General features: G+C 42.1%; 21 protein-coding genes, 1 tRNA gene and 1 other annotated feature. Of the genes, 13 read left to right on the top strand and 9 right to left on the bottom strand.

Going from position 1 to position 20,625, the window contains the following annotated elements:
* Positions 1 to 159: 159 nt before the first annotated feature.
* Positions 160 to 2,079, bottom strand: a complete 1,920-nt coding sequence (locus RMZ42_RS08965) for a transketolase C-terminal domain-containing protein (protein ID WP_322671086.1) — start codon at positions 2,077 to 2,079, stop codon at positions 160 to 162.
* 441 nt (positions 2,080 to 2,520) lie between these two features.
* On the opposite strand from RMZ42_RS08965, the gene RMZ42_RS08960 reads away from it, so the two are divergent.
* The gene (locus tag RMZ42_RS08960) at positions 2,521 to 3,285 is read left to right on the top strand and encodes a DeoR/GlpR family DNA-binding transcription regulator (protein WP_322671085.1); all 765 of its coding nucleotides are present in this window, start codon (positions 2,521 to 2,523) and stop codon (positions 3,283 to 3,285) included.
* Positions 3,286 to 3,437: 152 nt separating this feature from the next.
* Here RMZ42_RS08960 and RMZ42_RS08955 read toward each other — a convergent pair whose 3' ends face one another.
* Positions 3,438 to 3,977 (bottom strand): DUF3172 domain-containing protein, encoded by a 540-nt coding sequence (locus tag RMZ42_RS08955; RefSeq protein WP_322671084.1) that lies wholly within the window; start codon positions 3,975 to 3,977, stop codon positions 3,438 to 3,440.
* 486 nt (positions 3,978 to 4,463) lie between these two features.
* Between RMZ42_RS08955 and RMZ42_RS08950 the strand changes: the two genes are divergently transcribed.
* Positions 4,464 to 5,288, top strand: coding sequence for an ABC transporter permease (locus tag RMZ42_RS08950; protein ID WP_322671083.1), 825 nt, complete (start codon positions 4,464 to 4,466; stop codon positions 5,286 to 5,288).
* Between the two features lie 35 nt (positions 5,289 to 5,323).
* On the opposite strand, the gene RMZ42_RS08945 is transcribed toward RMZ42_RS08950, so the two are convergent.
* Positions 5,324 to 5,833 (bottom strand): hypothetical protein, encoded by a 510-nt coding sequence (locus RMZ42_RS08945; protein ID WP_322671082.1) that lies wholly within the window; start codon positions 5,831 to 5,833, stop codon positions 5,324 to 5,326.
* 348 nt (positions 5,834 to 6,181) lie between these two features.
* On the opposite strand from RMZ42_RS08945, the gene RMZ42_RS08940 reads away from it, so the two are divergent.
* On the top strand, positions 6,182 to 6,838 hold the full coding sequence (locus tag RMZ42_RS08940) for a hypothetical protein (RefSeq protein ID WP_322671081.1): 657 nt from the start codon (positions 6,182 to 6,184) through the stop codon (positions 6,836 to 6,838).
* Between the two features lie 128 nt (positions 6,839 to 6,966).
* Here RMZ42_RS08940 and RMZ42_RS08935 read toward each other — a convergent pair whose 3' ends face one another.
* Both RMZ42_RS08935 and RMZ42_RS08930 read right to left on the bottom strand, forming a co-directional pair.
* A complete protein-coding gene (locus tag RMZ42_RS08935; RefSeq protein ID WP_322671080.1) occupies positions 6,967 to 8,025 on the bottom strand; it encodes a glycosyltransferase family 4 protein in 1,059 nt (352 codons plus the stop codon).
* Positions 8,026 to 8,527: 502 nt separating this feature from the next.
* Positions 8,528 to 9,586, bottom strand: coding sequence for a glycosyltransferase family 2 protein (locus RMZ42_RS08930; RefSeq protein WP_322671079.1), 1,059 nt, complete (start codon positions 9,584 to 9,586; stop codon positions 8,528 to 8,530).
* Positions 9,587 to 9,738: 152 nt separating this feature from the next.
* Here RMZ42_RS08930 and rplS point away from each other — a divergent pair, with 152 nt between their 5' ends.
* From rplS to rplL, 8 genes are all read left to right on the top strand, one after another.
* Positions 9,739 to 10,101, top strand: a complete 363-nt coding sequence (gene rplS / locus RMZ42_RS08925) for a 50S ribosomal protein L19 (protein WP_322671078.1) — start codon at positions 9,739 to 9,741, stop codon at positions 10,099 to 10,101.
* 158 nt (positions 10,102 to 10,259) lie between these two features.
* Positions 10,260 to 10,332 (top strand) — tRNA-Trp (locus tag RMZ42_RS08920).
* A 189-nt stretch (positions 10,333 to 10,521) separates the two neighbouring features.
* Positions 10,522 to 10,743: a preprotein translocase subunit SecE gene (secE, locus tag RMZ42_RS08915; RefSeq protein WP_322671077.1), complete on the top strand. Its 222-nt coding sequence runs from the start codon at positions 10,522 to 10,524 to the stop codon at positions 10,741 to 10,743.
* Entirely contained in the window at positions 10,743 to 11,390 is a 648-nt protein-coding gene (gene nusG / locus RMZ42_RS08910; protein ID WP_322671076.1) for a transcription termination/antitermination protein NusG, read from the top strand. The genes secE and nusG overlap by 1 nt, the downstream gene beginning before the upstream one ends.
* 6 nt (positions 11,391 to 11,396) lie before the next feature.
* Complete coding sequence (gene rplK / locus RMZ42_RS08905; protein WP_094348918.1) at positions 11,397 to 11,822, top strand: 50S ribosomal protein L11; 426 nt, start codon at positions 11,397 to 11,399, stop codon at positions 11,820 to 11,822.
* Positions 11,823 to 11,954: 132 nt separating this feature from the next.
* Positions 11,955 to 12,668: a 50S ribosomal protein L1 gene (gene rplA / locus RMZ42_RS08900; RefSeq protein WP_322671075.1), complete on the top strand. Its 714-nt coding sequence runs from the start codon at positions 11,955 to 11,957 to the stop codon at positions 12,666 to 12,668.
* Between the two features lie 56 nt (positions 12,669 to 12,724).
* Positions 12,725 to 12,893, top strand: a sequence feature (ribosomal protein L10 leader region).
* 63 nt (positions 12,894 to 12,956) lie between these two features.
* On the top strand, positions 12,957 to 13,571 hold the full coding sequence (rplJ, locus tag RMZ42_RS08895) for a 50S ribosomal protein L10 (protein WP_322671074.1): 615 nt from the start codon (positions 12,957 to 12,959) through the stop codon (positions 13,569 to 13,571).
* Between the two features lie 96 nt (positions 13,572 to 13,667).
* The gene (rplL, locus tag RMZ42_RS08890; RefSeq protein ID WP_292860700.1) at positions 13,668 to 14,057 is read left to right on the top strand and encodes a 50S ribosomal protein L7/L12; all 390 of its coding nucleotides are present in this window, start codon (positions 13,668 to 13,670) and stop codon (positions 14,055 to 14,057) included.
* Between the two features lie 136 nt (positions 14,058 to 14,193).
* Here the strand turns inward: rplL and RMZ42_RS08885 are convergent, their stop codons facing one another.
* Positions 14,194 to 14,844, bottom strand: coding sequence for a Uma2 family endonuclease (locus RMZ42_RS08885; RefSeq protein WP_322671073.1), 651 nt, complete (start codon positions 14,842 to 14,844; stop codon positions 14,194 to 14,196).
* Between the two features lie 10 nt (positions 14,845 to 14,854).
* Positions 14,855 to 15,214, bottom strand: coding sequence for a hypothetical protein (locus tag RMZ42_RS08880; RefSeq protein ID WP_322671072.1), 360 nt, complete (start codon positions 15,212 to 15,214; stop codon positions 14,855 to 14,857).
* Between the two features lie 295 nt (positions 15,215 to 15,509).
* On the opposite strand from RMZ42_RS08880, the gene RMZ42_RS08875 reads away from it, so the two are divergent.
* Positions 15,510 to 15,824 (top strand): hypothetical protein, encoded by a 315-nt coding sequence (locus RMZ42_RS08875; protein WP_322671071.1) that lies wholly within the window; start codon positions 15,510 to 15,512, stop codon positions 15,822 to 15,824.
* 199 nt (positions 15,825 to 16,023) lie between these two features.
* Here the strand turns inward: RMZ42_RS08875 and RMZ42_RS08870 are convergent, their stop codons facing one another.
* Together RMZ42_RS08870 and RMZ42_RS08865 are read right to left on the bottom strand one after the other, a co-directional pair.
* Positions 16,024 to 16,920 (bottom strand): SPFH domain-containing protein, encoded by an 897-nt coding sequence (locus tag RMZ42_RS08870; protein WP_322671070.1) that lies wholly within the window; start codon positions 16,918 to 16,920, stop codon positions 16,024 to 16,026.
* 318 nt (positions 16,921 to 17,238) lie between these two features.
* Positions 17,239 to 19,287: an elongation factor G gene (locus tag RMZ42_RS08865; protein WP_322671069.1), complete on the bottom strand. Its 2,049-nt coding sequence runs from the start codon at positions 19,285 to 19,287 to the stop codon at positions 17,239 to 17,241.
* 407 nt (positions 19,288 to 19,694) lie between these two features.
* On the opposite strand from RMZ42_RS08865, the gene RMZ42_RS08860 reads away from it, so the two are divergent.
* Positions 19,695 to 20,615 (top strand): tetratricopeptide repeat protein, encoded by a 921-nt coding sequence (locus RMZ42_RS08860; protein ID WP_322671068.1) that lies wholly within the window; start codon positions 19,695 to 19,697, stop codon positions 20,613 to 20,615.
* Positions 20,616 to 20,625 lie beyond the last annotated feature (10 nt).

The following is a 20,625-nucleotide window of genomic DNA, read 5'->3' as shown; positions in this document are numbered from 1 at the left end:
GTATGCAGAAGAGACAAAGGTAGACAAGGAAGAGGGGGAAGACTTGGGAGAGATTTGTTCAATAATTCCTCCTTGTCCCCCTGCTCCAACTCATTACTCGTTACTCATTACCCATTACTTTCCTGCTTCCCTGCTATGCCCTATGCCCTAATAAATGAATTATTTTTTTCCAATTAACTCCTTCACCTTGTTGATGATGCCGACTGGATCGATACCTTGATATGGGTACTGTTCCCACAAACCGCCGCAACCTTCTTTATAAGTTCCAAGATGGGCATATTTGGGAGTCAACCCCCGCTCTAGCAGCCAGGAACCGAAACGACTACCTAAGCCAGTGCGACGGTTGAAAGGTTCTACTACAAGCACAAAAGGAGCTTTACCAACTTTGGTAATTATTTCTTCATCAATGGTGTTTAAAGTTGCTTTGTTAATCAAACCAACGTCTAGCCCTTCTTGCTTCAGGCGTTCTACAGCATCAACGGCACGGTAGAGAGCATCGCCAAAACTGATAATGTAGCCTTGTGTCCCTTCTCGTATAACCTCATCTTTACCGGGAACAAATTTGTAGCCACTTCCAAAGAAGTCATTGCCATTGCTGTCCTGAATATTGGGCACTTTGGAACGGGTGGAGAAAATAAACCGCAGTCCAGGCTCATGGAATACAGCTTCTACACAAGCTGTCATTTGATTATTATCTGCTGGGAAGTACAATTGTGTTGGGTAGCCATCATCCAAGCCATTGTCGGCAAACATATTATTTATACCAAAGTGGCAGCTGTTATCTGCCATGTCATCTATACCCGCATGGGAAAAATGACACAGAACATTGGAATAGTTTAGCCGTGCCATCGTGATTTCTGAGATACACATTTCTAAGAAGGCGCTGAAGGTCGCAAAAATACCTTGCTTGCCCTCGTCCATCCCGAATCCAGCCGCAGCAGAGAAGTTGCTCCGTTCCATGATGCCGGAGGAAATAAATATTTCTGGGTATGTTTCATGAATTTTCTTCAAACCGCAGGAGCCTTCTAGATCGCTATCAATGACCTTAACTTTTTCTTTACGCTCCACTTCACTCATGCGACTGAGGACACCCACCACGGCTTCACCAAATACACTACGGTTAGCGCCCCATTTATCGCCAGAACCTAGAAATGTATATGTTTGTTTGGGTTTATCAATACTTTTAAGGTATTCGACAGCCGCAGTTTGTCCGCGAGATTCTAGATATTTAACTGCTAAATCTACAGAAATGACATCATGACCATGAATGGAACCTTCTAAACCTTCAATACCAGGACACATCGGGCGTTTATTGATAATAGCGATCGCTCCAGGAGTATTCACAGCTTCGCAAATACGATGGTATAAATCGTCTAAGTCTTCCCCGTCTCCCTGAAGTACTTTCAAACCGTGACCTTCTAAGGTTTTGGCGACATTAAAACCAGGTAAATATTTAGAAGGATGTCCAGCGATCGTTACATCATTGTCATCAATGAGCAGCTTGACGTTGAGATGTTGAGCAACAGCCAACCGAGCAGCTTCGGCATCGTTGCCTTCTTGCTGCGATCCATCAGAACCGAGACAGAAAACAGCCTTGCCTGGATTCGCCATTGCCACACCATTGATGTAAGGCCAAATATGGCCCAAGCGCCCAGAACTAAATTTCACACCAGGAGTTAGTTTTAGTTCGGGGTGTCCCGGTAAATTGGAATGTGCTTGCCGATAATGTAAAAGTTGCTCGGCAGGTAAATCACCATGCAACGTTGCCATCAGATATTGAGTGGCAACTCGATGTCCTGCCTCATCAAAGAAAATCGGTACAAATTGCTCTGATGCTCCCCGGAAAAAGGCATCGAGAATCATTACCTCCGGCACTGTATCGTATGGGCCGCCAGTATGACCGCCGACTCCACTAGCCGCGCCAGTCGCCGTAAAAAAGACGATCGCATCTCGGCAAAGTTGAATATTCGCTTTGAGAGTCTCTCGCTGTTCATCTGTCAGGCTCGAATTTGCCGGATTGAGCGCTAAAGGTTTGTATGCACCGAGATCGATTGGAAATTGGGTATTAATAGTAGTCATGGTTTATTGATTGAATAAAAAACAATTTGAACAGATTGGAATGCAATATGGTTCGGATAAGATCCCCCCGCCTATGGCGACCCCCTTAAAAAGGGGGTAAAAGAGGGTCAGAAGCCCCCCTTTTTAAGGGGGGTTGGGGGGATCTTCGAGGAATAAGCACATTAACCGAACCGTATTGAGATGGGATGCGCGATCGCATTACAAAAAAATTGTTAAAACCCTCATTGGGCAACAATTATCCAAACTCAAGTCAACCACTCAGAACCTTTGTGGAACCGTGTGATTTCATCAAATGCCAAAATCAATACATGCAATTGTGCATGAATGTGCTTGAATTCAATTGAAGTTACGGATTACCGTACAAGAACTTGCATATCAATAAGTATAAACTCACAAACGTGCAATTTCAAGTTCAAAAACGCATTTTCAGGAAAATTAATTATGCTAACTGCTGAACGACGACAATTCATCTTAGAAATTCTGCGTCGTGATAAAAAGGTACTTTCGACAGAACTTAGTGCTGTTCTCAAGGTTTCTGAGGATACGATTCGCCGGGATTTGCGCGAACTGGCACAAACCGGACTATTGCAACGCGTTCATGGGGGAGCACTCCTCAAATCTCCAGCCACAGCTAGTTATGCCGATCGCCAAAAGCAAGCGCCAAAAGAAAAGGAAGCGATCGCTCGGACAGCAGCAAAATTAGTTTGTACGGGACAAGTGGTGATTTTAGATGGAGGTACAACAACTCTCCAAGTAACTCGTCATTTGCCTTTAGATTTGCACGCAACAGTGATCACAAATAGTCCGCCAATAGCAGTTGCTTTAGCAGAACATCCCCATATAGAAGTTGTGATGTTAGGTGGACAACTCTACAAAAAAGCCTTGGTGAACGTGGGTACTGTCACGATTGAGACATTACGGATGATTCGTGCAGATTTGTGCATGTTGGGAGTTTGCAGTTTGCATCCAGAAGTTGGGATTAGTGTACCTAACTTAGACGAAGCCCATGTCAAACGAGCAATGATTGCTGGATCGGCTGAGGTAGTCGGATTAGTCACAGCAGAAAAACTAGACACGGCTGCTCCTTATCTCGTGGAGTCCATTCATGCCCTGACTTACCTAGTAACAGCACCGACAGTATCTAATAATATGCTGAGTGCCTACAAAGCTTTAGGTTTAACAATTATACGTGACGAGTACGAGTGAGCTGATGAAGGCAGATGCGATCGCAGGGGACTGGGGATTGGGGAGACAAGGAAGACAAGGAAAATAATTCCTCACTTCTAACTCCTAACTCAGCACTCAGAACTGTTTTACCCAATGCCCAATGCCCCATGCCCAATGCCCAATGCCCAAATCTAAAATCTATCCGTTTCCTGAGGTGTTCCAACTGCTCCCGGTTGAGCGTTGAAGAAGTTTTGAGCCGCTTCATTCTGATATATACATCTAATATCAGGTTTGTCACTGTCCAAGTTACCTGTAAAGCCAAAGGTGTTCAGGCGATTTTTGCAATCTCTTACCTGATCGGATGTCACTAACTTACGTTGCTCTAAAAGCGCCCAGTTATTTTGTCGGAGAACGCATCCAGGACGCATAGTGGGCTGGGAAACATAGACATTAAAGGGGCTGAGAGTAACGAACAATCTAGCGTCCATTACCATTGCACTGGCTCCATACTGCACACAAATTTCAGGGTTTGGTGCTTTGGTGTCAATGAAGTCACGGGAAGCCACATTTGCTGGGGACAATGTGGCTGTAGAACTAAAAGCAATGCCAATCCCAATTCCCAAAATCAACACCCCTCCCATAATTGCGATGGTGGTGAAGTTAAATAGAGGGGATTGGAAAATAGAGGGTTTAGAAGTAGTAGCCGATCTACCAGTAGATTTACGTTTCATTGTTGCTTAATCACCTTCACGCCGATTTGGGAGGGAGTAGTCTAAAGTTTTTTCTCCCTCTTTCAGTATGCCTATTCTTGACTGTAATTGCCTGTGATTTTCTCTGCGATATTCTTGTTAAATGAGAAAAATACTAGTTTATCTAGATATTGGAACAAAATTTTAATACTTTTAATTGTTATCAGATATAGCTATTTACTTTCACAATTGATCTAGTCATAATGCCTAAACTATCTAACTGTTGTTGTTAATTATTCAATTTTTCGGATGAGATATTTTTGTTTACCCTAATAGTACGCCAAGGGAACTTGGCGGGGTAAAGGTTAAAGGGGAAGTGCGAAAGGGTTTAAATCCCTTACCCGTTTTCCCTTTCCCCTTTCCCCAGTCCTCACAAGCGCATTTTTGGGTTCGCAGACTACTAGTAATTGATGTGTAAAACAATGTAAATTAAGATTTAATGAAATTTTAATAACTAATTGAAAGCAAGTGACATCTCAAAGAGCACTACCTTCGGGCAAGAGGTTCAATTCGCAACTTCAAATCTTCCTGGCTGATAGTCTGACTATTTTTTGGGGAGATTGGCTAGATTTACGCGTGAGAATTTTACCAGTTGCTGCATCAGGTTTAATATCGCCACTGATATATATTTTAGCTTTTGGCTTGGGTTTAGGTAGTTCCATCAAACCCGGTTCGGGAATTAGTGGTAACTATGACAACTATTTGGAATTTATATTACCGGGAATGGTGGCGCTGTCGTCGATGACAGTTAGCTTTGCTGGAACAACATTTTCAATTTGTGGAGACAGATTATTTACCAAAACCTTTGAAGAATTGTTGTTAACTCCCATAAATCCCTTAGCGCTGTACATCGGTAAAATGCTGGCGGGAGTCGTGCGGGGTTTGATGACTTCCGGTTCCGTGATTTTGGTAGCGTTGCTCATAAGTGGAAACTGGAATTTTGTCAACCCACTGTTTTTACTGTTAGTGGTGCTCAATTGTGCGGTATTTGCTGGATTAGGAGTGATTGTAGGGTTGAGTGTGCGATCGCTCGAATCAGTTGGACTCTACAATAACTTTATCATTATCCCCATGTCATTCTTAGGGGCAACCTTCTTTGACCCTGGTACATTACCGGCAGCCCTTAAAGTCGTAGTTTACCTGTTACCGTTAACCTACGCCAGCATCGGACTGCGTGCAGCTGCCCATTTACCCTTGTCTCAGTTTCCTTGGTACAGCATACCGATTTTGTTGGTGGTTGCGATCGCTCTTTCTTTCTGGGGTGGTTATAAGTTTGCTCATCAGCAAGATTAAAGTAATTCGTAATTCGTAATTCGTAAAAGCATTGATTACAACCTGTGCTTTAACTGTTGAATTTTCTGTAAAACTTTTTCCCGATGCTGCGTTAGCTTGATCCATCGGGGTAGGCGACTGGCAAGACTGCCATTGTGCCAGCCTAATGACTCATCTGGCAAGCGTTCTCGCAACCTTGATTGAACATAGCTTTCCAGGAAGTTCAAATGAGCTTCATTATATGCCCATAGCAACTGACCGCAACAAGAGATTTGTAGCCACAAGGGCAAGCCAAAAAAATGGTCTAATATTCCATAGCGAGAATTTCTTTTATGCCTGTAATTGTTCTGCAACAATAGCAGTGCAGATTTTCGTTTAGCAGCATTTGACTGTTGTTTTGTATAGCTACAGTGCTGACAGGTAATTCTTTTCATGGAACTGAGACTTGATTGCTCAGAGTTTACAGTCAATACCTTGGCAATGCGATTGCATTGGGGACAACATACTAAAATTTCTTGCTCAAAATCAGAAAGCCGTTTGCCATAGTCTCTAAATCTTATAACCATTTCATCTCAAACCTGCTATGTTGTAGCGTCCCGTTAAGACAGCAATGAACCACAGTTCATCAAAAGTCAGGATAATTACTTATGCTTCACATCTTGTCTAATCTGTCAATGCATAAGTTCTAATTTGGATTTTTTATAAAGATTGCGTGAAATTACTAGTTATCATGATAAAGCATTACAAGAATTGCTTTATAAATCAACCTATGAGTAAATATCAACTCAGGAAGCAAGCATACATTAACCACTATTTATCTAGCTGATAGGTAGCGGTTGAAAAATGAGTTTTTGCTGTTTGATTTAAACCATGCCGTGTAGCATTCTGCGAATCAATATCAAAAGGACACAAATATGACTAGAATTGCCACAAAAATAGCCTTGTCTGTTCTAGGAACAGCAGGAATTAGTTTTTTGTCTTCGACACCAGCAAGAGCCGTCATTTTTGTAGAACCCATTGTGACGACTAAAAATCAAGCCATACTCGATATCAAAAAACCAAGAACCCTTACAGGGTTTCTACCAGGGGAAGTAATAGAATATGGTGTTCCAGATGTAGCTAATAACTTTGTAAATGCCACTGGTTACGATATAAATAGCTTGGTCTTTGATTTAAAAACGCTGTCCTATAGTAATCCGAATTCTACTCCACCATTTGATAATGAACCAGTCGAGTGGGGAGATGTTAATGGAGATGGGAAGATTGGTTCCTCTGTTAACCCCGATCTTAAGGATGTTTTTAAAGACATTACTATCAAGGGTAGTACTGTCACTTTTAGTGGTGGCGTAATCCCTAATGGAAGCCTATTTTACAATCCATTCGCTAGCCTACCTAATCTAGCGCCAGGTGCTGGAATCATTCCACCAATTCCAGCAGATCAAGAAGATAAAGACGGGCCCATCAGAGTGGCTTCTTATTACACCGCTGTTCCTGAATCAACTAACGTTTTGGGCGTACTAGTTTTTGGCGCTTTAGGCCTAGCTTTCAAATTAAAGCGATCGCTCTGTTAAGAGGACTGGGGGGAGCAGGGAGCAGGGGAGCACAGGGGCAGGGGAGCAGAGGAAGCAGGGGAAGCAGGGGCAGAAGAATTATTGATTATTACCCAATGCCCAATGCCCAATGCCCAATGCCCCTGCCCTCATTCTGTAATTAACTCACGATACACTGTCATTGTTTCCTGATGGACGCGGGCAACACTCAGCCTATCTAAGTTTTTCTTTGCCCGCTGTTTCCACTCTTGCAGCATCTCGGCATTACTCAGTAATTGCACTAAAACCCCAGCTAAAGCATGACTATCTTTTGCTGGCACTAAAAGACCTGCTCGCCCGTTGTCTAAAGCTTCAGGAATCCCGTCTACCTGAGTGCCGACGATCGCAGTTCCAGTTTCTCTAGCTTCCGAAAGCACCAAAGGGCAAGGGTCGCGGTGGGAAGCTAGCACAAATATGTCACAAGATATTAGATAACGTTGAGGTTCCGGTTGGAAACCTTCAAAATGAATGCGTTCTTTTACAGAAGTTGCTTGTGCCTGTGCCTCAAATAGCTGTTTATCAGGGCCGTTTCCTACCAAATAAAGATGGGCTTGGGGAAAATCTGAGGCAATTTGTTCAAAGGCAGCAATTAACTCAGCAATTCCCTTACGTTGATACATCCCGGCAACAGTGGCGATCGCTGGATGCTGTAATGGTAAAGGTTGATAATCTTGTATTTGTCGGGTGCGAGGACTGCCTAAAGTGCCATTACATACCACTCGCAACTTGTTTTCTGGAATACCACGCCTAATCATAGAATCACATACAGCCTGACTGACAGCAATTACTCTGTCAGCTAAACCCATCAGCAAGCTAGCACGCTGAAATTCATTGTGGACTGTAGAAACTAAAGCATATTTGCGTCCCTTAAAAATGCGTGCTAATATTACCCCTGTCATCATGTGAGCATGAACAATATCCGGCTGAAATTCAGCTGCGATCGCTCGGTAACGCATAGCTGCTTTAATCGTATTTAGCAATTTCCTGCTTTGGTCTAAGTGGTAATGTTTGACACCACAAATATCTAGTAAAGCCTCGTATTCTCCACCAGCAGAAACAACCGCGACTTCATAACCAGATTTTGCCTGTAGACAAGCCAGATCCACAGCCACATTCACAATACCGTTACCTATTTCTTGAACGTGGTTCAAAATATGTATGATTCGCATAATCTTTGAGACGTGTATAAAAAATAAAGATAAGTAACTGAATAGAAATCAACATAATTATTGAGGTCTTCAGCGACAACTAAAAAGTAGTCAGTAGTGCGTAAAATTGACCACTTTCTACTGATTAAGAGCGCTTCTAACCAGTTACTTAGCTTAAAGACTTATTCAGTAACGGCTCAATAAATCGGGGTAAAACTCCAAAATTCTGAAGGCTGAATCTGCTATTTAAAGTTGCTATAACCTTATTTTCTATTTCTTAATACTCTGGTATCGAACTCTAGTACACCACAGCAGATTATATAAATTCCATTTCACACAGCAGTCAAAACAGAGAATAAAAAACTGGCAGCAATCCCGTAAGTGATGGCTACCTACTATTTGCCCAATCGGGTACTTCTACACAAGTTAATTATAATTACGGTAAGAGTGATTACACTACCACATTGGCAACTTTGAAGAATTTCACAGCTACCGATCTGTTAATTGGTAGTAACGTCCTCATCTAGTACTGAGAGTTCGACTGGGCGCTCATGGGCAAGTCCACCAGTGGCACAGAATCTAATTCTAAATTTTGAAGACTGGCGCTTTTATTCTGGGCATTTTGCCAGACATCATAGTACAACTCAATCAATACAAGTTTACGAACCTGAGAATTGTTTCCCTGAGAGCGGCGTGATGAAATAGCAGTTAGCAAAAACTTCCAAGACCGAGGAGAAAGTATAGATGGATCTATCATGGAAAGAAAACTCTTGAGATTTTTTTGCTTCAGTGCAACTAAAATCCAATGGAGTCTTAGGTAATTTTTTATATCCTGAAAGACAGGAATCTTTGAGCGATGTTGCTCATTTACCAAGGCGTAAATTTTTTCCTTCATTAAAATATTTGTCGCCAACCGCCGAGACAAAGAAAACTTCTGATTATACGCACCCGGCCAAATAGTGCGGTAAGCAAGACACTGATTGAAGAAAATAGCATCGCCAAACTGAGCAATCCGAATCCAGGAATCGATGTCATCACAGTTAGCATCGAGTGTGGAGTCCCAACCGCCACTTTGTAGGAAAGCATCACGTCGACAAGCTACTTGTACAGGTGTGCCAAAAGGTACAAGCTCTAAAAGCATCCCATAGTGAATATCGGCTTGGGGGATATAAAAAGCTAAACCGGGGCCAACTTGGGGGGTGCGAGAGAGTTCAACTTGATTGCCATCCACCTGAGCCGCCACACAAGAGCAGATTACAGCATCAAGACGAAGTGCGATCGCCTTTGCCATCTCTTCTATGCAGTTGGGCGCTAAATAGTCATCATCATCTAAAAACTTAATCCAGTCGCCGCTAGCTTTGGCAACTCCAGCATTTACCGTTGCTGCATGACCAAGGTTCACTTCGTTACGATGGTAAACAACCTTATCCCCTAAGCTTTTGAGATAGGTTTGGGTGTCATCATCAGAACAATCGTCAGCAACAACTACCTCGCACTCAATTGTTTGGTTACGAGCCGAATCAATTGCTCTTTTCAGCAAATTCAAGCGATTATAGGTACTGATGACGATACTAAATTTCATAAATTTTTCCTTTGTAGTACGGCATTCTGCAATATAGCTTCGATCTTTAAGCTGTTGTATCAGTACAATTATCAATCCTAACAAGTAGACTGAAATAGGATTATCGATTTATCATTGATGATCGTGAGTTTTTTTAAGCAGACAGAAAGACTATGAACGCTCAAGAGATTATCCGCTCCATTGAAGCGGAACAGATAAAATCGAATGTGCCCGACATTTATGTGGGCGACACTGTAAAAGTGGGAGTGAAAATCAAGGAAGGCGAAAAATACCGCGTGCAACCCTATGAGGGAGTTGTGATTGCCAAGCGCAACGGCGGCATCAACGAAACTATTACAGTTCGTAAGGTTTTTCAAGGCGTGGGCGTTGAGCGGGTATTTCTGTTGCATTCTCCCCGGATTGACAGCATTAAGGTGTTACGTCGCGGTAAAGTCCGCCGTGCTAAACTGTATTATCTCCGCGATCGCGTAGGTAAGGCAACCCGAATCAAGCAACGGTTTGACCGCCCTTTGTGATTCGGACTGCAAAAGAAAAAGAATGGGAGAAATCTCAAGCTGCAAGCGGCATCTGCCGCTGACTTGTTTTAAGGGCAAAATTAAGGTATGATATAAATCGCATATTGCGTTAAACTGAAATTTAGTTCAGCGCAATCACTGAATAAAAAACAGCTTGTGCGCTCTTAGTTCAGTTGGTAGAACGCAGGTCTCCAAAACCTGATGTCGGGGGTTCAAGTCCTCCAGGGCGCGCTCAAGAGCAAAAAAACAAAGCCCGAAATAATTACGCAACTGCTAATATAGCAGTTAGCGCTAATAATTTCGGGTAAACTTATTGTATTTGCAGTTGTTTTACTGACAGTAAGTGAAATAGAGTCGAAACTGCAAAACCTAGATGACAATTAAACAGGATCTAGTATAAGAAACGGGGGATAAACGGTCGTGGCCAAAAAAAGTGAAGCAGAATTGCCAGAAACCGCAAATGGGTTTAGCTTTGGCAACTTCATACAGGGAACCAAAGAAGAGCTTGAAAAAGTAGTTTGGCCCAGTCGGAAACAGATAGTGAGCGAATCCGCCGCTGTGTTGTTAATGGTGGCACTCTCCGCATCTTTGATATACTTGGTCGATGGATTGTTTGCTTGGGCAGCAAAACAGGTGTTCTAATGAGTTTTGCAACAGATGAACCACGCAACTCAATGTTGCAGTCAGAAGAAACAGCAGAAGCAGAAGCAGCAGAAGCAGCGTCAAAAGAAGCACGCTGGTATGCAGTACAAGTAGCTTCAGGCTGTGAGAAGCGTGTAAAGACTAACTTAGAGCAACGCATTCAAACTTTTGATGTCGCTGACAAAATTATCCAAGTAGAAATTCCGCAGACGCCAGCGGTGAAAATCCGCAAAGATGGCAGTCGCCAGCATACAGAAGAAAAAGTTTTCCCTGGCTATGTGCTGGTGCGGATGATGATGGATGATGATACTTGGCAGGTGGTACGCAACACCTCTCATGTAATTAACTTTGTCGGTTCAGAACAAAAACGTGGTAGCAGCAAGGGTCGCGGTCATGTCAACCCCATACCACTGAGTTCTTCAGAAGTTGAACGTATATTCAAACAAACCAGCGAACAAGAAGCTGTTGTCAAAATTGACATGGCTACTGGTGATAAGATAATGGTGCTTTCTGGTCCATTTAAAGATTTTGAAGGCGAGGTGATTGAAGTCTCTCCAGAACGGAGTAAACTTAAAGCCTTGCTCTCAATTTTCGGCAGGGATACACCAGTAGAATTGGAATTTAATCAGGTAGAGAAACAGAGTTAAATACAAATGGCGAAGAAAGTAGTGGCGGTCATTAAACTGGCCCTGAATGCTGGAAAAGCCAACCCAGCACCGCCAGTTGGTCCCGCCTTGGGTCAACATGGTGTCAACATCATGATGTTTTGTAAAGAGTACAACGCCAAAACAGCAGACCAAGCTGGAATGGTGATACCTGTAGAAATTTCGGTTTTTGAAGACCGGAGTTTTACATTCGTACTCAAAACGCCACCCGCATCAGTACTGATTCGGAAGGCGGCGAAAGTTGAAAAAGGCTCAAATGAACCCAACAAAAAGAAAGTTGGGTCAATAACCAAAGCACAATTGCAAGAGATAGCCCAAACCAAACTCCCCGACCTCAATGCCAACGATATCGACGCGGCAATGAAGATTGTAGCAGGAACGGCTAAAAATATGGGTGTAACAGTTACGGATTAGTCATTGGTCATTGGTCATTAGTCATTAGAAAAAATCAACAAATCACAAATGACAAAGGACAAATGACAAAGGACAAATAACTAAAAATTATCGGGGGAGAGGCGAGGCTTCGGAATTACCCCAGGAGAACAAATGCCAAAAATATCGCGTCGTTTGCAGGGTCTGCAAGCAAAAGTAGAAGAAAAAGATTATCAACCCCTAGAGGCTTTAGCCCTTCTTAAAGACACAGCAACAGCTAAATTTACCGAAGCTGCTGAAGCGCATATCCGGTTGGGAATTGACCCCAAGTATACAGACCAACAGTTGCGGACAACGGTAGCACTGCCTAAAGGTACAGGACAAATCGTCCGCGTGGCGGTGATAGCCAGAGGAGAAAAGGTCAACGAAGCAAGCAACGCTGGTGCTGATATAGTTGGATCGGAAGAACTGATTGACGAAATCCAGAAAGGTAGAATGGATTTTGACAAGCTGATTGCCACGCCCGATGTGATGCCACAGGTGGCAAAGCTGGGTAAGTTGCTTGGGCCGCGTGGTTTGATGCCATCGCCCAAGGGTGGAACCGTAACATTTGATATCGGAAGTGCGATCGCAGAATTCAAAGCAGGTAAATTAGAATTCCGGGCCGATCGAACTGGTATTGTCCATGTTATGTTTGGTAAGACAACCTTCTCGCCTGAAGATTTGTTAGTCAACCTGAAGGCATTGCAGGAGACAATTGACCGTAACCGTCCTTCAGGAGCTAAAGGCCGTTATTGGCGCACATTTTATGTGTCAGCCACAATGGGGCCATCAATTAAAGTTGATATCAGTGCCCTAAGAGATTTGAAACTGAGCCAAGCAAGTTAATTTTTAGTCATTAGTCGTTTGTAAAGGCAAAGGACAAATGACAAAGGACAAATGACAAAATTAAATAAGCAAAGCCGGAGACAGCAGGTGCTAACAGCTTAAATATCCTGCCGAGGTTAAAACTCTAATTGTCAGAATTACCACCCATAAAGGTGTGATAACTATGGCATCACGAGTCTTACTACTCAACCCCGGCTAAGTTAGCCGGGGTTTGTTGTTTGGATTCAGGTTGAGAAAAAACACACAACTAGGGCACTTCCCCGATTGTTTTAAGGAGGTGAGATTGGAATGGGTAGAACAGTAGAAGATAAAAAAGAAATAGTTGCTGACCTCAAAGAAACTTTGAGTGAGTCAACTCTGGCACTGGTAATTGACTATCAGGGGCTAACAGTTTCGGAAATCACAGACTTACGGCGGCGGTTACGTCCCAGTGGCACTGTTTGTAAGGTGACGAAAAACACTTTAATGGGCATTGCTATCAAAGACGATGAAAAATGGCAGCCTTTATCGGAATTGCTCAATGGTTCTTCCGCCTTTTTGCTGGTAAAAGATGATTTTTCATCCGCAATTAAGGCGTACCAAGAATTCCAAAAAGTCACCAAGAAGACAGAACTTCGCGGTGGTGTACTGGAAGGTCGCCTACTCAAAGAACCTGATGTCAAGGTACTAGGAGACTTGCCATCTAAGGAACAACTCATCGCCCAAATTGCTGGGGCTATCAACGCTTTGGCTACCAAGATTGCTGTGGGTATCAACGAAGTTCCTGGTTCGCTGGCTCGTGCTTTGCAGGCTGTGGCTGACCAAGAGCAAAGTGGTGGTAGTACCGAAACTGCTGCTGTCCAAGATAGCGGCACCGAAAGCACTGCTGAAGGTGATAGTAGCACTGAAACTGCTGCTGAATAGACTTCGTGGTTCATCAGTCGAAAGTCAAAAGTCTTCTATAGTCAAAGACCAATGACCCATGACAAATAAATAATCAAAATTACAGGAGTTATATCAATGTCTGCTGCAACCGATAACATTTTAGAACAACTAAAAACTCTTTCTTTGCTGGAAGCTTCTGAATTAGTCAAGCAAATTGAAGAAGCTTTTGGTGTAAGTGCTGCTGCACCTGTTGGCGTAGCGTTTGCAGGCCCTGGTGCTGCTGCTGCTCCTGCTGAAGAAGCTGTTGAGCAAACTGAGTTTGAAGTCATTCTCGAATCAGTCCCAGCTGATAAGAAGATTGCCGTACTGAAGATTGTCCGCGAATTGACCGGTTTGGGTCTGAAAGAAGCTAAAGACTTGGTGGAAGCTGCGCCCAAGGCAGTTAAAGAAGGTGTTGCTAAGGATGCCGCTGAAGATGCTAAGAAGCGCATCGAAGAAGCTGGCGGTAAGGTGACTGTTAAGTAGTCACAATTCTATTACCAGTTTTTTAATTAAGGAGCCTAACTTAGGCTCCTTTTTTTATCGTATAATCTTATATTGCAGATAAAAATAGTATTAAGTATTACAACGCTAATTTGTTGTTAAAAAAGCAAGGGTTAGATTAAGTTGGGTTGATTTGCTTTCTTACCCATTGACGAAATGCCCTAAGCGTTGGGCTTCTACCTAAAGTTCGGCTTTGTTCGACAAACCGGGGAATTTCTTCAACAGTGGGCAAGTTGGGAAAAATAGAACTAATTTCAGACTCAATGTATTTGCCATCCTGAAGAATATTAATTTGTAGCTTGCCATTTTCATATCGCCACAGTTCAGGAAATCGCAATGCTTCGTAAGCATCTAGTTGAGTTTTAGAAGTAACATCAACTTCAATTGCTAAGTCAGGTGGCGGGTCAACCCTCAAGTCTATTCGCTCTTTACCAATCATTTGAGCATGATTTTGAATGTAGAAAGAGTCATCAGGCTCTACACTAAAAGCCATATCTTCACGCTTGAAAGTGGTTGAGCCAAATGTTTCACAGTCAATTTCTAACTCTTCCAAAAGAATTTTTACCAAATCTCCAATGATGATTTTGGCTTTCTCATGCTTTGGTAATGGCATTCTCATCTCCAAAGTTCCCTGGCTGTAAGCTAATCGAGTAGCTCGATGGTCGCCAAGTTCTGCTAAAATCGCCTCAAATTCTTGCCAGCTAATATCCTGGAGTATTACTCTATGTCCTGGCGGAACACTTAATTGTTGTAATTGAAGTGTTACCATTGTTCTTCACCTAATCGTATTTGTATTTTACCTTCATCACATATTTAGTATTACCTTTACACCCAATTGTTACGTCAACACCTTCTAGACCGTTTATACTCACTCCTGTAGCAACATCACGACTCATTTCGATCTCCATTTCTGAAACTTTTTGTTTACGACCTTCCTCAATGATTTTTCTGATATTTTCACTATCATCTTGTGAAAGATTACCTGGTGAATTTATTTTATCTACTAAGTTATTAAATAAGTTTATCAAAAAATAATTTGGCCAATTAAAAATATTGATTGCTATATCTAAGGCTCTAATTCCTGATTTAATCTCTATTATTTCAAGTTTTTTATTCTTGTCGTTGTAAAACACAAACATAATAAGTATATGGAAATTTCCATCGCAAGATGTATATTATAGTTTACCCAAACTATAATATACATCTTGCACTCTTCTTTACGTCTTTGCGACCACAGTCGCTAATAAGAAAATCCATAAAACCCCACTCCCTCAGCTTTGCGTAAGATAAATCTGTGCTCGCAATACTATTACAAAACAATGCATAATATAATGCATTTATGCTAAATGCCAGTATTTGTACTGTTTACTAGCATGATTTTTTTAAATATGAATAGTAACATCAATCTCTATTTTGGTATTTATGAGTGTTCTTATGAAAAATAAACAGTTTTTTATTCTCTATGATTTGATAGACACAGAAAACCGTAGTGAAGATTATAAGCAAATTGAACAAGAGTTAATCAGGGCTGATGCTGGTGCTGAGAAAGTTTTGAAAAATGTATGGTGGATTAGTATGTCAGAAGATGAAGATGTTGAAAGTCTCCATAGGCAATTTAAAGAATTTTTTACTTGTGACGATAAGCTTCTTATCGTAGAGTCCTCTGCTGCCTATGGAAATACTATTAAGAATCCCAGTGCTCATTTGTTGAAGCGTATATATTTTTTAAGCGATGTCTCGCAACGCTGAGTTAGCAATCGCAATATTACTATAAATTAATACACAATTTAAATTGTACATCATGTAACATTTAAATTGTGTCGAGCAAAATTCGTAAGCAGATTTATATTGAACCACGTCAAGAATATCTGCGAGAAGCGATCGCCTAACAAGCGGGTGTAAGTGAAGCAAAGATTATTTGCCAAGCCATTAACCTGAGAAAAAAATTTTAGGGCTTTGAGGTTCCTGTTTCTGGCTGGATCATAATAGGTACACTGCCTTTTTCAGAACCAATAATTACCAGCTTAGAATTATTGGATTGAGCTAGCTTTTCTGTAGCTTCAATCGCTCGTAATTGCAGCACTTGGTTGCTAAGTCCACCTGAGATAATTTTTTGGGAATCAGCTATACCTCGCGCTTCAATCAGCTTTCGTTCTGCCTCTTGACGCTCTTTCTCTAAAACAAATTTCATCTGCTGATTTTCTTGCTCTGTCTTCAGTTTGTTTTGAATTGCAGCTTGTAGAGTATCAGGCATTTTGATGTTTCGTAAAAGAGCTTCCTCAACGATGAAACCCAAAGCTGGTAGCTCTTGGGTAAGTTGTTGGTCAATTTTTTGGGCGATTTCTTGGCGTTTGGTAGAGTAAATAGCATTGGCTGGGTAGTTTGCCGTGATGGCGCGGACAGTAGAGCGGAATCTGGAAATCACCAGTTGTGTTTCATCAGTTCCAATTGTTTTATATACTGTAGCTGCCTTTTGTGGATCGAGCTTGTACTGAAGACTGACATCAAGATTTAGGCTCAAACCTTCTTGGGATGTTGCATCTACATTTTCCTTTATATCCTTAAGGCGAGTAGAAAAATTCAGCACCTTGCTAAAGGGGTTAAGCAAGTGGACACCAGGATTAAGAGTAGTTTCGGAAACGTCACCAAAGAAATTGACGACACCGACATTACCAGGTGGGACGATCGCCAAAAGCCTAGAAAAAGAATTCAGTACTGCAATACTGCCAATTAATATCATAATTGTGCGTATTGCTAAACGTGACCTTTCACTAGATATTTTATCTGTATTGAGATAGACGAGAATTGCAATTAGGCTAGTTACAAGAGAGACTATAAAGCCCATGAGTTTTTTCTGTGTAGTTAAGACGAATATGCTTAATCACATAATTCCCAAATGCTTTTATGAAATTCATATCATTTCACACAAGTTAGAGGTTTATGAATTCTTTTATAGATTGAAAAAGATTCCCGACTTTTCTCAGAAATCAGGAATCTTAGCTTTGAAGCGATGCCTGCGGCGGGCATACGCTACTTTACAATTAATTCAAAATCAAAAATTATACCAATTCAATTAATGATTGCAACACATCTTTGGGTAAAGACGGGATGAATCGCGTCTCTACAAATGGTCTATTTGTCGCATTATTTTTTCAAATTGGTATTACTTGCCGTTGCCGTTAACACCATTGCCATTGCTGTGAATGACACGTTCGGCAAGCTTTTCGGGTACTTCTTGGAGATGGTCATATTCCCAGTGGAAGGAACCAACGCCAAGAGTGAGCGATCGCAGCTCTACAATAAAATTCTGCATCTCTGCTTGTGGTAAGTATGCAGAGACATTATCCCAGCCTTGCCAATCGTTTCTCCCCTCATAGCCTAAAATTTGCCCCCGTCTACCACTCAACAGTTGCAGCACTTTGGAGGTAAATTCGCTCGGTGTGGTAACATCCACTCGCAGAATTGGTTCTAATAGGGTAGGTTCCGCTTGGGGTATTCCCGTTTGCATTGCCAATCGCGCAGCTTGCTTAAAGGCTTGTTCGGAACTATCAACGTTGTGGTATGAACCATTAGTCAAAGTTACCGCCAAATCTACTAGCGGGAAGCCCAAAGGCCCGTGTGTCAAAAATTCTCGCACGCCCATTTCTACGCCGGGGATGTACTGTTTAGGAACTACGCCACCGACAATAGTTTCATTAAAGTTAAAACCTGTACCGCGTGGTAGGGGTTTGATGTCGAGAAAAACGTCACCAAACTGTCCGTGACCACCGCTTTGGTGCTTGTAGCGTCCATGAACTGAAGCCACCGTTTTACGGATGGTTTCTTTGTAAGGCACTTGCGGTAAGTGGGTTGTCATTGGCAAGTTATATTTGCGGCGCAGTCTATCTAGGGCGACTTGTAAATGAATCTCGCCTTGTCCCCACAAGATAACTTCGTGGGTATCGCCATGTTGTTCCCAAGCAAGTGAGCAGTCTTCTTCTAATAACTTGGTGATGGCACTGCTGAGTTTAACTTCATCGTTGCGCTTTTCTGGTGTAATAGCCAGAGCATACACTGGTTCCAACTCTACAGCTTTGGGTAATTTGATTGCCGACTGCTGTTCTGTGGAGATTGTATCGCCTGTTTTGATTCCTTCTAAACGGCTCAATGCAACAATTTCACCAGCACTAACTTGGTTAACTGACTGCTGTTGCTGTCCCATGAGGCGGTAAATTCCACCAGTGCGAATGCCATTGAGGACGATGCCATCAGTTAATTTGCCGCGCCAAACACGCACCAGAGAAAGTTTGCCACCTTGGGGAGTGTAATAAGTTTTTAATACCTGCGCTAAAGCTGCATCACCTTTGATGTTTTTTAAACGACGTTCTGCTGTAGTTTCTGGTTCGGGGGCTTCCCGTAACAAGGCTTCTAATAGAGGTCTAACACCATAATCTTGTTCTGCTACACCAAAGAAAACGGGCACTACTAAATCTGCCCCTAATTCCATTTTTAAATCTTTGAGGATTTCCTCTTGAGGAGGTTCGATATCTTCTAAAAGTTCTTCGAGTAAATGGTCGTCAAAATTTGCTAAGGCTTCGAGCATTTCTGCCCGTGCTGTATGTTCTTCTTCTTTTAAACTTTCAGGGAAGGGAATGGGATCGGCAGGTGCGCCGGGATGATATTGATATGCCTGTTCGCTCACCATATCAATAAAGCCGGTGAGTTCTTCCCCATTCATGATTGGAAATTGATGTGCTACCAGGGGACGGCTAGATACTGCTTTTAGGGCGTGCAACGTTTCTAGGACATGAATATTTGCCCGATCCATTTTGTTGACGAAGACGAGGTGGGGAATTTCCCAATCGTCCAGGAATTTAAATAAAGGGGCGAGGGTAAGGACTCGTTCGCGGATGGGTTCGCAAACTACAATTGCCGCATCAACTCCCATTAAAGCATTGTACGTTTCTTGGGCAAATTCTACACTTCCCGGACAGTCAATAAAAGTGAAGCGAATGCCGTTATACTCAGTGCTAGCGGCGCTGACTTCTACACTCATGTGGCGATCGCGCGACTCGGCTGCACTATCTCCTACTGTATTGCTGTCCTTAACACTGCCTTTGCGGGAAATTGCCCCTGTGACAAATAACAAGCTTTCTAGTAAAGTGGTTTTTCCACTTAAATAAGGCCCAACAATTGCAACGTTCCGCGAACCCGATTTTACTTTTTCGTTCATAAAACCCCCCTTGCGGTTTTTTTATAACCGCATGATTCTGTATATATCAAGGGTTAAAGAAGAATCCAGCTATTCTGAATTCAGGATTCATAAATCTTGACAGTAGCAAGTCCGCGAGGGTCTTAAACCGATTTATTTCTTTGCCAGTCGTACAGAATTCCCAGCTGAATTCTGGCTCCTGACTCCTGAATTCTATTTGAACAAAATGGTTCTCTGGAGTCAAAATTACCCCTTCTTTAATTCGTTATTATCCTCCCTTTAATCGAAAGTTAAAAAAATTGTAGCCTGTCGTAAGATTTAGCTTAAGAAAAGTTAAATATCACAAATTTTTATCCCAAATCAAAAACTTTTGTAAAAAACTTTTTATGAAGTAAATTTAACTGAAAGTGTTGTGAGTCAGAAAATCAATGAGATTATCATTCTTTAAATATCGCATAGCAGGGTTAGTAAGTTTGATGCTGGTTATGAGTATTTCCTTGCCCTCTCTTGCTCTATCTCCTCCTGTCGCCTTCAAGTTGGCACAATCTAATCCTAAAACTGCCGTAGACTGGTTAAACCAAGGCTTACAAGCAATTCAGGCGGGAAAGGTACAAGATGCGATCGCCGCCTTTAAACAAGCAGCTAAATTAGATCCAGCATTGGCACCAGCGCACTATAATTTAGGGTTAGCATTCCGACAAACGGGACAATTACAACCCTCTGCGGATGCATTTTATCGAGCGACGCAAGCCGATCCGAAATTTGCTCCAGCTTTTGCTAATTTAGGCGGAGCGTTGTTAGAAGGGAATAATTTCAAGTTAGCTAACGATTACTTGCAACACGCTTTAAAACTCGATCCCAAACTCGGATTTGCCCACTATAACTTGGGGTTAGTACGAGAACAGCAACGAGATTGCGAGAAAGCGATCGCATCTTTTAAAAAAGCCATAGAATATAGCAAAAATGCACCAGAACCTCCTTACCATATAGGGATGTGTTATCTCCAGCAAGGTAAACTCGACCAAGCTAGAAGTGCATTTTATCAAGCATTAAAAATTAATCCCAAGTATCCAGAAGCTTACTACAATCTCGGATCGATTTTTTTTCAACAAAGTAAATTACAAGAGGCATTAGAGGCTTTTAGAAAATCAGCTGAAGCTAACTCTAACTATCCCAACGCTTATTATGGTGCTGGGTTAGTTTTTATCCAGTTACAGCAATATGGCGATGCAGTACAAGTATTACAATTTGCTAGAGATTTATACAATGCTCAAAAAAATCCCCAGTGGGCGAAAAATGCCGAGCAATTGTTACAACAAGCACAAAATTTCAATTACCAACCTCGCTGAGGCAGAAAAA

The organism is Nostoc sp. DedQUE05, assembly GCF_034530955.1.
In the GTDB taxonomy this organism is placed as follows: Bacteria; Cyanobacteriota; Cyanobacteriia; order Cyanobacteriales; family Nostocaceae; genus Nostoc.
The sequence above is the reverse complement of the archived record's forward strand: the minus strand, read 5'-3'. Positions and strand labels throughout refer to the sequence as shown.

Bases quoted from the DNA above. Each gene is read 5' to 3' on its own strand.
- RMZ42_RS08860 (WP_322671068.1), top strand. From the start codon at position 19,695: ATGAGATTATCATTCTTTAAATATCGCATAGCAGGGTTAGTAAGTTTG.
- RMZ42_RS08955 (WP_322671084.1), bottom strand. From the start codon at position 3,977: ATGAAACGTAAATCTACTGGTAGATCGGCTACTACTTCTAAACCCTCT.
- RMZ42_RS08935 (WP_322671080.1), bottom strand. From the start codon at position 8,025: ATGCGAATCATACATATTTTGAACCACGTTCAAGAAATAGGTAACGGT.
- RMZ42_RS08945 (WP_322671082.1), bottom strand. From the start codon at position 5,833: ATGGTTATAAGATTTAGAGACTATGGCAAACGGCTTTCTGATTTTGAG.
- RMZ42_RS08865 (WP_322671069.1), bottom strand. From the start codon at position 19,287: ATGAACGAAAAAGTAAAATCGGGTTCGCGGAACGTTGCAATTGTTGGG.
- RMZ42_RS08940 (WP_322671081.1), top strand. From the start codon at position 6,182: ATGACTAGAATTGCCACAAAAATAGCCTTGTCTGTTCTAGGAACAGCA.
- RMZ42_RS08965 (WP_322671086.1), bottom strand. From the start codon at position 2,079: ATGACTACTATTAATACCCAATTTCCAATCGATCTCGGTGCATACAAA.
- RMZ42_RS08880 (WP_322671072.1), bottom strand. From the start codon at position 15,214: ATGTTTGTGTTTTACAACGACAAGAATAAAAAACTTGAAATAATAGAG.
- rplS (WP_322671078.1), top strand. From the start codon at position 9,739: ATGAACGCTCAAGAGATTATCCGCTCCATTGAAGCGGAACAGATAAAA.
- RMZ42_RS08870 (WP_322671070.1), bottom strand. From the start codon at position 16,920: ATGGGCTTTATAGTCTCTCTTGTAACTAGCCTAATTGCAATTCTCGTC.
- RMZ42_RS08930 (WP_322671079.1), bottom strand. From the start codon at position 9,586: ATGAAATTTAGTATCGTCATCAGTACCTATAATCGCTTGAATTTGCTG.
- rplK (WP_094348918.1), top strand. From the start codon at position 11,397: ATGGCGAAGAAAGTAGTGGCGGTCATTAAACTGGCCCTGAATGCTGGA.
- rplJ (WP_322671074.1), top strand. From the start codon at position 12,957: ATGGGTAGAACAGTAGAAGATAAAAAAGAAATAGTTGCTGACCTCAAA.
- RMZ42_RS08960 (WP_322671085.1), top strand. From the start codon at position 2,521: ATGCTAACTGCTGAACGACGACAATTCATCTTAGAAATTCTGCGTCGT.
- nusG (WP_322671076.1), top strand. From the start codon at position 10,743: ATGAGTTTTGCAACAGATGAACCACGCAACTCAATGTTGCAGTCAGAA.
- rplA (WP_322671075.1), top strand. From the start codon at position 11,955: ATGCCAAAAATATCGCGTCGTTTGCAGGGTCTGCAAGCAAAAGTAGAA.
- RMZ42_RS08885 (WP_322671073.1), bottom strand. From the start codon at position 14,844: ATGGTAACACTTCAATTACAACAATTAAGTGTTCCGCCAGGACATAGA.
- rplL (WP_292860700.1), top strand. From the start codon at position 13,668: ATGTCTGCTGCAACCGATAACATTTTAGAACAACTAAAAACTCTTTCT.
- RMZ42_RS08875 (WP_322671071.1), top strand. From the start codon at position 15,510: ATGAAAAATAAACAGTTTTTTATTCTCTATGATTTGATAGACACAGAA.